Origin of the sequence: Pseudoxanthomonas sp. YR558, from assembly GCF_900116385.1 — a bacterium.
In the GTDB taxonomy this organism is placed as follows: Bacteria; Pseudomonadota; Gammaproteobacteria; order Xanthomonadales; family Xanthomonadaceae; genus Pseudoxanthomonas_A.
The window spans coordinates 1,170,791-1,185,347 of record NZ_FPCI01000002.1; the positions used below are offsets into that span (position 1 = coordinate 1,170,791).

9 protein-coding genes are annotated in these 14,557 nt (G+C 68.0%); 5 read left to right on the plus strand and 4 right to left on the minus strand.

Annotation, left to right across the window (positions count from 1 at the left end):
• Positions 1–6: 6 nt before the first annotated feature.
• On the minus strand, positions 7–1,881 hold the full coding sequence (locus BM365_RS17070; protein WP_093490645.1) for a DUF1800 domain-containing protein: 1,875 nt from the start codon (positions 1,879–1,881) through the stop codon (positions 7–9).
• A gap of 98 nt (positions 1,882–1,979) precedes the next feature.
• Positions 1,980–3,383 carry a GntP family permease gene (locus tag BM365_RS17075; protein WP_093490856.1) on the minus strand — a complete coding sequence of 468 codons (1,404 nt, stop codon included), beginning with the start codon at positions 3,381–3,383 and terminating at the stop codon, positions 1,980–1,982.
• 170 nt (positions 3,384–3,553) lie between these two features.
• On the opposite strand from BM365_RS17075, the gene BM365_RS17080 reads away from it, so the two are divergent.
• From BM365_RS17080 to BM365_RS17090, 3 genes are all read left to right on the plus strand, one after another.
• Entirely contained in the window at positions 3,554–5,773 is a 2,220-nt protein-coding gene (locus BM365_RS17080; protein WP_093490646.1) for a TonB-dependent receptor, read from the plus strand.
• A gap of 112 nt (positions 5,774–5,885) precedes the next feature.
• Entirely contained in the window at positions 5,886–9,227 is a 3,342-nt protein-coding gene (locus BM365_RS17085; RefSeq protein ID WP_093490647.1) for a hybrid sensor histidine kinase/response regulator, read from the plus strand.
• A gap of 55 nt (positions 9,228–9,282) precedes the next feature.
• Positions 9,283–9,771 (plus strand): NUDIX hydrolase, encoded by a 489-nt coding sequence (locus BM365_RS17090; RefSeq protein ID WP_093490648.1) that lies wholly within the window; start codon positions 9,283–9,285, stop codon positions 9,769–9,771.
• 497 nt (positions 9,772–10,268) lie between these two features.
• On the opposite strand, the gene BM365_RS17095 is transcribed toward BM365_RS17090, so the two are convergent.
• A complete protein-coding gene (locus tag BM365_RS17095) occupies positions 10,269–10,934 on the minus strand; it encodes a response regulator (RefSeq protein WP_093299330.1) in 666 nt (221 codons plus the stop codon).
• A gap of 10 nt (positions 10,935–10,944) precedes the next feature.
• Positions 10,945–11,712, minus strand: a complete 768-nt coding sequence (locus BM365_RS17100) for a 3-hydroxybutyrate dehydrogenase (protein ID WP_093490649.1) — start codon at positions 11,710–11,712, stop codon at positions 10,945–10,947.
• A 131-nt stretch (positions 11,713–11,843) separates the two neighbouring features.
• Here BM365_RS17100 and BM365_RS17105 point away from each other — a divergent pair, with 131 nt between their 5' ends.
• Both BM365_RS17105 and pssA read left to right on the plus strand, forming a co-directional pair.
• The gene (locus BM365_RS17105) at positions 11,844–13,679 is read left to right on the plus strand and encodes a D-(-)-3-hydroxybutyrate oligomer hydrolase (protein ID WP_233210840.1); all 1,836 of its coding nucleotides are present in this window, start codon (positions 11,844–11,846) and stop codon (positions 13,677–13,679) included.
• A 196-nt stretch (positions 13,680–13,875) separates the two neighbouring features.
• Positions 13,876–14,490, plus strand: a complete 615-nt coding sequence (gene pssA / locus BM365_RS17110) for a CDP-diacylglycerol--serine O-phosphatidyltransferase (RefSeq protein WP_056881239.1) — start codon at positions 13,876–13,878, stop codon at positions 14,488–14,490.
• Positions 14,491–14,557 lie beyond the last annotated feature (67 nt).

A 14,557-nucleotide genomic window follows, 5' to 3' on the forward strand; every position in this document is an offset into this window, starting at 1 on the left:
GGGCCCTCAGCGGCTCATGAATTCGGGAGTCATCAGGATCAGCGCCACCAGGCCGCGCAGGCGCTCGTGGTTGTAGTGGCGCTTCAGATCGCTGCCTTGCCACGTGTTGGTGTCGGTGATGACGTAGGTATTCGCGTCGCCGTTCTGCGCCATGAACGCCACCAGCGCTTGCTTGCGCGCTGCTTCCGGCTGATAGCCCAGCAGGCGCGTGCACCACCACGTCACCAGGTTGGTAGCCGTCCAGTTGGCGACCGGCACGTTGGCGCGGGTGGTGTCGACCACCGGATGCAACGGCACTTCGCCGTCCTTGCTTTCAGTGAGCCAGCCGAGCACGCGCCAGGTCATCGCGAAGGAGTTGGAACCCGACCACGCCAGCCCGGTATCGGGATACCCGTTCGGCGCCGGCCAGTTGTACGGCGCATGGCCGGTGAAGCCGTACAGCCACATGAAGTCGTTGCTGCGGCTGTGGTCCAGTCGCAGCGTCCAGTCGCCGCCCAACGTGCGCATCGCGGCCACGGACGCATCGAACGGACGGCGGTTCTTCTGGCCGAAACTGTTGATGAAGTCGTCGGAGTTCAGGATGTGGCGCATCACCAGTTCGATCTGGTTGGGCGCCTGCCAGTTCGCACGGAAGATCGCCGCGGCGCTGTCGATCAGCGCTTGCTTGGGCGTGTCGTTGACGAAGCGGCGGATCAGCTTCTTGCAGATGAACTTGGCCACGCGCGGATGGCTGGCCAAGCGGTTCAGCACGTCGCGGCCGTCCTTCATCGCCGGCTGTTCGGGGTAGATCAGCATGCCGAGCAGGAACTTCGGGCCGGCGTCGTGCCAGGACTGGCGATAGACGAAGGTGCCGTCGTTCTCGCTGGGGAACTGCCAGTGCGCGTTCTTCGCCGACCAGCCGGTGAAGGCGGCCGAGGTCTCGTACACGTCGATGTCGGTGTAGCCGATCGGATACGCCGGGTCCTCGGGGCAGGGCGGGACCTGGAACGGGTCCATGAAGCCCAGATAGTTCTCCGCACCGAAGGTATGCAGCTCGAGCAGTTCGCGGGCGAAATTCTCGTTCGGGCCCGAGCGCGAATTGCTGATGTTGTCCAGGTAGTACAGCATCGCCGTGCTCTGGGCCACGCCTTCCAGCATCGTGCGGAAGTTGCCCTTGGCGTTGGCGCGGATCACGTCGCGGTCGTAGTGGACGAACACCGGGCCGACGCTGAAGTCCGTGCCCAGCACATTGAAGTGGTCGTGCCAGAAGTTCACCAGCACCTCGCGCAACTGCCGGCGCGAGTACACCGCGCGCACGAAGGCTGCGCGCTGCACCTCGTTGGCGGGGCGCATGCGCGTGTTGTACTCGGGGTCGGGCACCACGTGGTCGGCCCACAGCTGGCTCAGCGACTTGTTGAGCGTGGTGTAGCCGCCTGCTGTGAGGCGATTGGTGACCGCGCTGTCGTCGATGGCATCCCAGTTGAGCTGCCAGTCCACGTAGTTGGCCAGGCGCTGACGGTCGGTGCTGCCCAGCGCATTGAACTCGGCGATGGTCGTGGCGGTGGCGCCGTAGCTGAGGTTGTTCAGCGCCTGCACCGCGAACGGCGGGCGCGCCAGGGTCAATAACCGCGGCGTGGTCTGGCCGGCAGCCACGCGGCCACCGCCATCCACGGTGGCGGGAGCCTCCGGGGCAGGTGAGGTGTCCTTGGGGCTGGGTTGTTCGCCGCCTTTCCAGCCGTACAGGCGGTTCAGGCGCTGGCGGACCTGCGTGCCCAGGTCGGCCGCGGGTCGTAGCGAAGGCGTATCGATATCCGCTTCACGGCGGACGACCGGACCGGCGGCGGTCCGGCGGATCGGTCCACGCGCAGCGAACCGGCGCCACGGCAGGGTATAGCGCGCCATGCGGTGTTTCCCACAGTCCCCAGAATGCCGGGAGTATTGGCCAAGTCGCGCGCGGCGTATGCGACCGTGCGCACAGCCCGGTTACACGGAAAGCGCCTTCAGACCAGACCTGTGGCGTAGAACACGCCGATCACCACGAAGACGGCCGTCGTCTTGATCAGGGTGATGGCGAAGATGTCCTTGTACGACTGCCGGTGGCTCAGGCCGGTCACGGCCAGCAGCGTGATCACCGCACCATTGTGGGGCAGGGTGTCCATGCCGCCGGAAGCCATCGAGGCCACGCGGTGCAGGACATCCATCGGAATGCCGGCCGCGTTCGCGTTGGCGATGAAGCTGTCCGCCATGGCCGCCAGCGCGATGCTCATGCCGCCCGAGGCCGAACCGGTGATGCCCGCCAGCGCCGTGACCGAGATCGCCTCGTTGACCAGCGGATTGGGAATGGCCTGCAGCGCGTTGGCCACCACCAGGAAACCCGGCAGGGCGGCGATGACGGCGCCGAAGCCATACTCCGAGGCGGTGTTCATCGAGGCCAGCAACGCGCCGCCGATGGCGCTCTTGGTGCCCTCGGCGAAGCTGGCGACCACGGGCTTCCACGCGAATGCGATCACCGAGACGATGCCGACCAGCAACGCGCCCTGCACGGCCCAGATCGCGGCGACCTTTGAGACTTCCTGCACCACCGGTGCGGGATTGCCGATCACGGCCGGGATGAAGGACTGGCTGTCGCCGTAGAAGCCGGGGATCCAGCGGGTGAACAGGAAGTTCGCCACGCCCACCAGCAGCAGCGGCAGGATCGCGATCAGCGGATGCGCGAGGCGATCGCCCCTGAAGGGTTCGGGTTCGTTGCGCAGTTCCTCGCTGCCCGCGTAGCCCTCGCCGTTGCGCGCGGCCACACGACGCCGCCATTCCAGATACGTCATGCCGACGATCAGGATGAAGATGCCACCGATCGTGCCCAGCACCGGCGCAGCCCAGCCGGTGGTACCGAAGAACGAGGTGGGGATGATGTTCTGGATCTGCGGCGTGCCCGGCAGCGCGTCCATGGTGAAGGTGAAGGCACCCAGCGCAATGGTGCCCGGCACCAGCCGCTTCGGGATGTCGCTCTGGCGGAACAGCTCCGCCGCGAACGGATACACCGCGAACACCACCACGAACAGCGACACGCCGCCGTAGGTCAGCAGCGCGCACACCAGCACGATGGACAGCATCGCGCGCTGCGCGCCGACCACCTTGATGGTCGCTTTCACGATCGCCTTGGAGAAGCCGGAGATCTCGATCAGCTTGCCGAACACCGCGCCCAGCAGGAACACCGGGAAGTAGAGCTTCAGGAAGCCGACCATCTTGTCCATGAACAGGCCGGTGAACATCGGCGCGACCAGCGAGGGATCGGTGAGCAGCACCGCGCCCAGCGCCGCGATCGGCGCGAACAGGATGACGCTGTAGCCGCGGTAGGCCACGAACATCAGGAAGCACAGCGCGGCCAGCACGATCAGGAACGACATCCAACACTCCTCGGCCAGCGCCGGTTGCAGTGCGGCGAGTATCCGCAGGGCCATGCCGGCCGTCCCACTGTACGAAGGTACGATGCCCTCCGCGCGGGCCACCCCCTAGTGTTCGCTTCAATCGGCGGCATCCGCCCGCCGCCAACGTCATACCCGGGAGGGGGAGACCCATGAAGCGCAAGCACCTGAGCCTGGCCATCGGCTGTGTCCTGTTGTCGTCCGTGCCGGTGGCATGGGCGCAGGACGCCGCGCCGGCCGCCGGCACGCCAGCCACCAACGCCACCACGCTCGATTCGGTCAAGGTCACCGCGCGCAAGCGCGAAGAGACCCTGCAGGATGTGCCGGTCGCGGTCACCGCGTTCACGCCGGAGACGCTGGACAAGCTCAACATCAAGGACCTGGGCGACCTCGATGCGCAGGTGCCGAACCTGACCGTGTACGCGGCGCGCGGCTCCACCAGCACCGTGACCGCCTACATCCGCGGCGTGGGCCAGGCCGATCCGCTGTGGGGCGTGGACCCGGGCGTGGGCATCTACCTGGACGACGTCTACATCGCCCGCCCGCAGGGCGCATTGCTCGACGTGTTCGACGTGGAGCGCATCGAAGTGCTGCGCGGCCCGCAGGGCACGCTGTACGGCAAGAACACCATCGGCGGCGCGATCAAGTACATCTCGCGCGGCCTGCCGCAGGAGACCACCGGCTTCGCCTCGGTCACTGTGGGCAACTACAACCAGCTGGACGTCAAGGCGGCGCTGGGCGGCGAGATCGGCGGCAAGGACAGCGGCCTGCGTGCCCGCGTGGCCGTGGCCAGCATGAACCGCGACGGATTCGGCGAGAACACCTACACCGGCCAGGAAGTCAGCGACAAGGAGATCAACGCCATCCGCGCGCAGGTGGGCGCGTATTCGCAGGACGACTTCGACGTGCAGTTCGCCTTCGACTACATGGACGACCAGTCCGGCGTGCGTGGCGCGAAGATGCTGGCGCCGAATCCGCTGGCCGCGGCCTACCCGCCGACCGACGACCGCTACGACATCCGCAGCGGCATGAAGAACATCAACGACACCGAGATGAAGGGCGCCTCGGTGACGGTCAACTGGCGTCCGAGCGACGACTGGGCGTTCAAGTACGTCGCCGCCAAGCGCGAGTCGGATACCGAGACCAACATCGACTTCGACACCACGCCGCGCCCGTTGGTGGACGTGCGCGCGTTCTACAGCGACAGCCAGGTCAGCCAGGAACTGCAGGCCAACTACGACGGCGGCGGCCGCGCCCGCGGCGTTATGGGCCTGTACTGGTTCAACGGCGATGCCGGTGGCCAGGTGCTGAACTACTTCTGGAACCCGCTGCTGGCCACCGGCCTGACCAACCCGCTGTTCGGCGATACCCAGGGCGTGGTCAACACCAAGAGCGTCGCGCTGTACGCGGACTGGACCTTCGACCTGACCGACCGCCTGAAGCTGGACGTGGGTGCGCGCTACACGGACGAAGACAAGCACGCCATCGCGTTGAACCGCTTCTACACCAACAACCAGTACGAGACCTCCTGGGGCACGGCGGCGAACTTCAACAAGACGGTCAACTTCAAGAACGTCTCGCCGAAGGTCTCGCTGGATTACCAGATCACCCCGGACATCATGGTCTACGGCCTGGCCTCGCGCGGCTTCAAGTCGGGCGGTTACAACATCCGCGCCAACACCACCGCGGTGCCGCGCTCGGGCGAGCCGTTCGATGACGAATCCGTCGACAGCTTCGAGATCGGCAGCAAGATGTCGTTCCTCGACCAGCGCCTGTTCCTGAACCTCTCGGCGTTCCACAACAAGTACGAAGACATCCAGCTGTCGGTGTTCACTTCGTACACGCTGCCGAATGGTTCGCAGAGCTTCTTCGGCGACTTCACCAATGCCGGCAAGGGCACCGTGAACGGCGTGGAAGTCGAGTATCAGTTCCTGCCGACGGCCAACTGGCTGATCAGCGGCAACCTGGCCTGGCTGGATGCGAAGTACGACGAGTTCATCACCAGCGGCGTCAACGTGGCCGACAGCCAGTACTTCACCAACGCACCGGAATTCTCCGGCGCGATCAACGTGGAGTACCGCACCGACCTGGCCAACGGCGGCAACCTCTCCGCGCGCGTGGGCTATTCGTACCAGTCCGAAGTGTGGCCGACCACCGATCTGAGCCCGCTGATCAAGCAGGACGGCTATGGCCTGGTCAATGCGGGCGTGATCTGGAAAGTCAGCGATGCGTGGAGCCTGTCGCTGCAGGGCACCAACCTGGCCGACGAGGAATACCGCACCACCGGCTACAACATCGCCGCCTATGGCGTGCTGACCGGCTTCTACGGTCCGCCGCGCCAGTACAGCCTGACCGCGCGCTACGACTTCTGATAGCGCACGGGTTCCATCCTGGGGATGCAACGGCGGCGGGCGAAAGCCCGCCGTCGCTGCGTTATGCTGCCGCGATGCCGATGCGCGCGCGTGACCACCGAAGGACGGACGGATGCTGAGCGTCGGCATGGTCGTGCTGGCGGGGCTGCTGTGGCTGGGCGTGCTGTTCGGTTCGGCGCTGTATGCCGAACGCCATCCGCGCGTGCTTGCGGTGCAGTGGCCCTACATCTACGCGCTGTCGCTCGCGGTGTACTGCACCTCGTGGACCTTCTTCGGCACGGTGACCCAGGCCGCGCGTTACGGCTGGCCGCTGCCGCCCACCTTCGTCGGCACCATCCTGTTGTATGCGTTCGGCGCCTTCCTGCTGGTGCGCTTGGTACGCATGGCGCGCGAGTCCAACGCGACCTCGCTGGCCGACCTGATCGCCACGCGGCTGGGCAAGGACGGCTGGCTGGCGGCTACCATCACCCTGGTCGCGGCGCTGGGCCTGATTCCCTACATCGCGCTGCAGTTGAAGGCGGTGGCGATGAGCTTCGCGCTGCTGACGCGTTCGCCCGGCAACGATGCGCTACCGGCTTGGCAGGACAGCGCGCTGTACGTGGCGTTGGCGATGGCGGTGTTCGCGATGCTGTTCGGCACGCGGCGCGCCAGCGCGGTGGAGCACAACCGCGGCCTGGTGTTGGCGATGGCGTTCGAATCGCTGTTCAAGCTGGCGGCGATGCTGGCGCTGGGCGTATTCGTCTGGTGGGGCCTGCCCGAACTGCCTGAAGTACCGCCGGTGCAGGCGCCGCCGTCGACCACGTACGGCTTTCTGCCATTGGTCGCGCTCGGCGTGCTGGCGATGTTCACCCTGCCGCACCAGGTACACGTGGGCGTGGTCGAATGCCGCGATGAGCGGCATGTGCGCACGGCGCGCTGGCTGTTCCCGCTGTACATGGTGTTGATGGCCGCGCCGCTGCTGCCGCTGGCGCGTGCCGGCGGCGCGATGTTCGGCGATGCGGTGCCTTCCGATCTGTACGTGCTGGCGCTGCCGCTGTCGCAGGGGCACCAGGGCCTCGCGCTGCTCGCCTTCCTCGGCGGCCTGAGCGCGGCGACCGGCATGGTGGTGGTCAGCACACTGACGCTGAGCCTGATGATCGGCAATCACTGGCTGGCGCCGGGTCTGCTGCGCGGTGGCTGGTTGCGCGGCACCGGCGGGGACCTGCGCGGCGCGGTGCTGGCGCAGCGGCGCATCGGCATCGTCGCGGTGATGCTGTTGGCGTGGGCCTACAGTCGGCTGGTCGCCGGCAACGATGCGCTGGCCGACGTGGGCGCGGTGTCGTTCTCCGCGCTGGCCACGCTCGCGCCCGCCCTGGGCTTCGCGATCTGGCGCCCGCAGACGCCGCCGCGCGCGGTGATCGCCGGCATCGTGGTCGGTTTCCTGGTCTGGGCCTGGCTGTTGCTGTTGCCGGTGACGATGGATGCGCGCGGACTGTCGCCGGCGTGGTTGCAGGAGGGACCGTTCGGCATCGCGGGGCTGTCGCCCGATGGCTTCTTCGGCCTGACCGGGTGGAGCCGCCTGGGGCGCGCGGTCGGCGTCAGCCTGTTCTGCGGCACGGCGGTGACGTTGCTGGTGATGGGCTGGCGCGGCAGTGCGCCGCGCCGCGCCGACAGTCGCGGTTTCGACAGCAAGACCTTGCGCGATGCGGGCCGTCGCTTCCTGCCGCGCGAACGGGTCGAGGAACTGCTGGCCGACGCGCCGCGCACCGGCCCCGTGCCCGGCGTGATCGAAGCGCGCCTGGAGCGCGAACTGTCGGCCGTGCTGGGCTCGGCGTCCGCGCGCCTGCTGCTGGATGCCGCACGCCGCGAGAGTGGCGACCTCGATACCGTGGCCGCGATCGTCGGCGAGGTCTCGCAGGACCTGCGCTTCAACCAGCAGGTGCTGGAAGCGGCGCTGCAGAACATGAGCCAGGGCATCAGCGTGATCGACCGCGAACAACGGCTGGTGGCTTGGAACCGGCGCTACCGGGAGATGTTCGGATTTCCGGCGGAGATGCTGCAGGTCGGCCGACCGATCGCCGAGCTGACACGCTGGGCGCTGGCGCGCATGCCGCAGCGCGGCCAGGACGAGCGCGCGCTGGAGCGCAGGTTGGCCTTCATGCGCGCCGGCACGGCGCACCTCACCGAGCGCGTGTTCCCCGATGGCAGCATCGTCGAGATCCGCGGCAATCCGATGCCGGGCGGCGGCTTCGTCGCCACCTACACCGACGTGACCGCGTCGCGCCAGGCCGAACGTCAGCTCAAGCAGGCGAACGAGACGCTGGAGCAACGCGTCGCCGAGCGCACCGTACTGCTCGAGACCGCCAAGCGCGAGGCCGAGCATGCGAACGATGCGAAGAGTCGCTTCCTGACCGCGATCGGCCACGACCTGCTGCAACCGCTGCATGCGGCGCAGCTGTTCACCGATGCGCTGTCGCAGCAGCTGCCGGAAGCGCGCCAGCGCGATACCGCACTGCAAGTGCGCGGAGCACTGGATTCCACCACGGACCTGCTGACCGGCTTGCTGGACATGTCGCGCCTGGAAGCGGGCGGCCTGCTGCCGGAGCCGCGCGACTTCCCGCTGATGGAGGTGCTGGAACCGCTGGCGTCCGAGTTCCGCGTGCTGGCGAACGAACGCGGGCTGTCGTTCGATATCGTGCCCACGCGCGCGTGGGTGCACACCGATCCGCAGCTGCTGCGGCGCATCCTGCAGAACTTCCTGGCCAATGCCGTGCGCTACACGGTGCGTGGTGGCGTGCTGCTGGGCGTGCGTCGTCGCGGCGACCGGCTGCGTGTCGAAGTGTGGGACACCGGCCCCGGTATCGCCGAAGCGGAGCAGCGGCGGATCTTCGAGGAGTTCCGTCGTGGCGAGGATGTGCCCGGGCAGGGGCTCGGACTGGGCTTGTCGATCGCCGACCGCATCGCCGCGCTGCTGGAGGCAACACTGTCGTTGCGGAGCCGGCTGGGGCAGGGTGCCGTGTTCGCGGTGGACCTGGTGCGGGTGGCGACACCCGCACCTGCGCCGGTGGCCGTGGGCAAGCCGGGCCTCGCCGGTCGCCACGTGCTGGCCGTCGACAACGATCCGGCGGCGTTGTCCGCGCTGAAGCAGGTGCTGGAAGGGTGGGGCTGCAGCGTGGCCATCGCGGGTGGAAGCACAGGTGCGGAGATGGCGCTGCGTGAGCGTTCGGCGGACCTGTGGTTGTTCGACTTCCACCTGGATGACGGCGACACCGGCGTGGCGCTGGCCGAACGCCTGCGCGCCGCGCACGGTGCTCGTCCGTGCCTGATCCTCACCGCCGACCAGACCGACGCGGTGCGCCGTGCGGTGCGCGATGCCGACCTGCCGCTGCTGGCCAAGCCGGTGCGGCCGCTGGCGTTGAAGTCGGTGCTGGACCGGCTGCTGGCGGCGCGCGCGTCGGCTGTGGCGGCTTCCTGAGTCGGTCTCCCGACCGCCAACGCTAGAATGCGCGCCTGGATTCCGGAGTTCGCGCATGCCTTATACCCCCATCGTCGCCACCCTCGGCTACGTGCTCTCGCCCGATCGTTCGCAGGTGCTGCTGATCCATCGCAACGCGCGCCCGGATGACCAGCACCTGGGCAAGTACAACGGGCTGGGCGGCAAGATCGAGCGGGATGAGGACGTGGTGGCCGGCATGCGCCGCGAGATCCACGAGGAGGCCGGCATCGACTGCGACGCGATGACGCTGCGTGGCACGATCAGTTGGCCGGGCTTCGGCAAGCACGGCGAGGACTGGCTGGGATTCGTCTTCCTCATCACGCGCTACAGCGGCACGCCGTTCGAACGCAATCCGGAAGGCACGCTGGAATGGGTGCCGGTGGAGAAGATCATGGAACTGCCGCTGTGGGACGGCGACCGCCACTTCCTGCCGCTGGTGTTCGACGACGATCCGCGTGGCTTCCATGGGGTCATGCCGTACCACGAGGGCCGCATGGTCTCGTGGGACTACTCGCGCATCTGAGCGGCCCCGCGTCCGTTTCTGTTGTAGGAGCGACGTAAGTCGCGACCGAAATGCAGAGCGATCATTGCGCGTCGTGTCAGCAGGGTGGCTACGGATCAGGCTTCTTTTGGCCTGTGGCGCCCATGGAGCAAGGGAGCCCAAGGTCCACGGTCGCGACTTACGTCGCTCCTACAAGAGCGGTCGGTGTTCCACGGGGTACGCTTGTCCACACGCCGTGTGGATCGGCGTTGGGAAAGCATGTGGATAACCGCGCGGCCGCCTTGCAGCGCAAGCCTGTCAAGGTGTGTGGCGAAATTTTGACCAGCGCATGACGGTCGAGTTTCCGGGTTGTCCACACCGCATGTGGATGGTCTGTCGACCAACATGTGGATAAGCGTCGATGCGCGTTGCGGCACAACGCTGTCAAGGTGTGTGGCGAATTTATGGCCACCGCACATCAGCGGTGATCCACGCTTGGTTCCACGTCATCGCGCCGTCCGTGGAAACGGCGTGGAACCTCAGCCTTCGATCTGTCGTGCCGGGTCGGCGAGTTCCAGTTCGCGCAGCACCACGCCGGCCTGCGTGCGGTTGCGCACCCCAAGGCGGTCGAAGATGGCGGACAGGTGCGCCTTGACGGTGCGCTCCTGCACATCGAGGCGGTCGGCGATCTGCTTGTTCAACAGGCCCTGCGCGACCAGCGTCAGCACGCGGAACTGCTGCGGCGAGAGGCTGGCGAGCCGCCCGGCCAGTTCGGTGTCGTGTTCGGACGATTGCGCGCGCGCCACCGCGCCACGCAGCGACGCCGGCAGCCACTGCTCGCAGGCGAGCACGCTGCGGATGGCGTCGCGCAGTTCGTCCAGGCCCGAGCTCTTCGGCAGATAGCCCGCGGCGCCATGGTCCAGCGCACGACGGACCACGCGCGGATCGTCGTTGGCGGACACCACCACCACCGCGACCGCCGGGAACTGCGCGCGGATCGCGGCCAGCCCGGCCAAGCCGTGGTTGCCGGGCATGTGCAGGTCGAGCAGCACCAGGTCGATGTCGTCGTGCGCTTCCAGCGTGGCGATGACGCCGTCCAGCGACTCCGCTTCGCGCACCGACAACTGCGCCACGGCATCGGCGGCCGCACCGCGCAGCGCCGCGCGGAACAGCGGGTGGTCATCGGCGATCAGCAGGTTGGGCATGCGGTGCGGCTTACTGCACCGTCCAGCCACCATCCACCACGATCGTCTGGCCGGTGATGTTGCGCGCGGCCGGCGAGGTGAGGAAGGCGGTGATGCCGGCCAGTTCGTCCAGGCCGATGAACACGCCCTTCGGCATCGGCTTCAGCATCACCTGGCTGACCACGTCGGCCTCGGAGATGCCACGCGTGCGCGCCTGGTCGGCGATCTGCTTGTCCACCAGCGGCGTCTTCACGTAGCTGGGGCAGACGGTGTTGATGGTGATGTCGGTGTCGGCGGTTTCCAGCGCGAGCACCTTGGAGAAGCCGACCAGGCCGTGCTTGGCCGCCACATAGGCGCTCTTGTACGGGCTGGCGACCAGCGCATGAATGCTGCCGATGTTGACGATGCGGCCGAAGCCGCGCTCGCGCATGCCCGGCAGCACGGCGCGGGTCAGGCGGGCCACGCCGACCAGCATCACCTGCACCAGGAAATCCCACTTTTCGATCGGGAAGTCCTCCAGCGGCGACACATGCTGCAGGCCGGCGTTGTTGACCAGCACGTCGATGGGGCGCGAGACCGCCGCGAGCGCGGCATCGATGCTGTCCTGGGAGGTGACGTCCAGCGCGACCGCTTCGGCGGAACCGCCGTCGGCGCGGATCTGCGCCGCGACCGCCTCGGCGGCCGCCAGGTTGAGGTCGCTGACGATGACGTGGCGGCCCGCTTCGGCAAGCTGGGCCGCAATGCCGGCGCCGATACCGCTGGCCGCGCCGGTGATGAGGAGGGTGTGGGTCTTCTGCATGGGGGCTCCTGCGTGCTGCGGTTAGGGTAGCAGGCACGCAGGATCCGTTCGTGGTACCAAAGTACGATGACGGCGCTTCCCGCGGAGGGTAGTTTCGTGGCACTGACCGGAACCCTGGACGCTTTCCACGCATGAACGCGAAGACGCGCATTTCCTGCGGCCTGTTGCTCGGCGCGGCCCTGGCCGCCTGCAGCAGCGCGCCGCCCAAGCCCGAGGCCGTGGCCCACATGATCCAGCCCCAGCGCATCACCGAACACCGCGGCGGCGACGACCTGCTCACCGCGGGCCTGGGACTCGACGGCCTGCGCGCGATGGCCGCGCCCGCGTTCGCCGATCCGGCGCACCCGACGGCGGCCGAACTCCGTCGCCGCGCGATCTGGGCGAACTGGCGCGGCATCGCCGACCTGTCGCTCACCGGCGCCTATGGCCAGGCCTACGGCAGCGTGGCCAGCGTGCCCGGCCGCGAGTATTCCGCGCTGGCAAAAGTCCCGGGTGCGACGCAACCGCACCGCGTGCTGGTACAGGTGCCGGACAATTTCGATGCGACCAAGCGCTGCATCGTCGTCACCGCGTCATCGGGTTCGCGCGGCGTCTATGGCGCCATCGCCGTCGCTGCCCCATGGGGCCTGCCGAAAGGCTGCGCGATCGCCTACACCGACAAAGGGGCGGGCACGGATTACTTCGATCTCGACGCGCAGCAGGGCGCGCGTGAGGACGGCACTGTGGGTGCACTCGGCACCGATGCGCTGGCCTTCGTGCCCGACGCACCGGTCGGCGCCAGTGGCGTGGCGGTCAAGCACGCGCATTCCAAGGACAACCCCGAAGCGGACTGGGGCCGCCACGTGAAGCAGGCCGCCGAGTTCGCGCTGGCGGCGCTGGACCAGGCGTTCCCGCAGGCGGCGCCGTTCCGTTTCGACAACACGCGCGTCATCGCGGTTGGTATCTCCAACGGCGGCGGTGCCGTGCTGCGCGCCAGCGAGGAGGAGGGCGGCTGGCTGGATGCCGTGGTCGCGGGTGAACCGAACATCCTGGCAGCCGATGCGCCGGGTGCGCGTTCGCTGTACGACTACACCACCGAAGCCGCGCTGCTGATGCCGTGCGCGCTGCTCGACCTGCCGGCGGAATCGCTGCCGCAGCCGCCGCTGCGTGCCCAGGTCGAGCCGCTGTGGACGGCACGTTGCGCCACCTTGAAGGCGGCCGGTCTGGTGACCGGTGGGGACGTCAAGGCGCAGGCTGCGTCCGCACGTACGCAATTGAAGGCGAATGGCTGGACCGATGAAGCCTTGGTGGCGGGCGCGCTGAGCGTGGGCTTCGACCTGTGGCGTGCGGTCGCGGTCACCTACGCCTCGGCCTATGGCCGCTACGGCGTGGGCGAGCATCCGTGCGGATATGCATTCTCTGCGCAGAACCCGGACTTCAGTGCGCGAGCGGCCAATGCCGCCGAACGCGCGGCGTGGTGGTCCGACGGCAGCGGGATTCCGCCGGGCGCGGGCGTGGGCATCGTGGACACGAAGCTGGCGCCGCCGGACTTCACCCTGCCGGGCCTGCAGTGCCTGCGCGCACTGCAGACCGGCAGCAGCGACGATGCGCGCCGCGTGCAGGCCGGCATCGCGCAGACCGCCGCGCGCTTCCCGCGGACGCGGCGGCCGGTGGTGGTGATCCATGGCCTGGACGATGGACTGGTGCCGCCGGCGTTCTCCAGCGCGCCGTACGTGCAGGCCGCGCGCGCCGCCAACCCGGACGTGCGCTACTGGCAGGTGCGCAACGCGCAGCACTTCGACGGCTTCCTAGCGCTACCTGCCTACGGCACGCGTTACGTGCCGCTGCTGCCCTACGTCTACGCGGCACTGGACCAGGTCAGCGCGAGCCTGGACGGCAGCCGCGAACTGCCGGCCAACGCACTGATCAACGCCAAGCCGCGCGGTACCGGCAGCGTCGAAGCGAGCCAGTTCGCGATTCCGAGGTAGAGCGTCTCTGTAGGAGCGACGTAAGTCGCGACCGCGGCGATGGAGCAACCAGGATCTCCTGCATGGCCAGACTACGTGGACTGGCCAGGTCTACGGTCGCGACTCACGTCGCTCCTACAAGGGAACCGGTCGCCCCCACGACGGATTCACCCGGTTCGGCTTACCCTGTAGGCCGTTCCTGGTCACGCGTGCCGCCATGTCCCGACACTTCTCGATGATCCGCGACTTCCAGCTGGCCGACTGGTTCACGCTGGGCAACGCCTTCTGCGGCACCGGCGCCATCTTCGCCGCGATGCGCTTCCTGCAGGAGGGCATCCTGCGCGACCTGATGATCGGCATGGCGCTGATCCCGCTGGCCTTCATCTTCGACGCCCTCGACGGCCGGGTGGCCCGCTGGCGCAACCAGGCATCGGTGCTGGGGCGCGAACTGGACTCGCTGGCGGATGTGATCTCCTTCGGCGTGGCGCCGGCGGCACTGGCCTACGCTTGCGGCATGCAGGGCGGTTGGGACTGGCTGGTGCTGTCGTACTTCGTCGCCTGCGGCGTCAGCCGCCTGGCGCGCTACAACGTCACCGCCGAGTCGCTCGCCGGGGGTGGCGACAAGGTGAAGTATTTCGAAGGCACGCCGATCCCCACCAGCCTGCTGCTCGTGGTGCTGCTGGCCATCGCGGCCTACCTCGGCCACGTGGGCCCGCAGCTGTGGCTGGGCGCGGTGAAGCTAGGCCCCTGGCTGCTGCATCCGTTAGTGCTGCTGTACGCCGTGTCGGGCACCCTGATGATCAGCAAGACGCTGCGCATCCCGAAGCCCTGAGCCGTGAGGTGAGGACGCGTCATGCACATGCCACCGACCGCGGCTAGAATCGGTCGGGAAGGGAGGG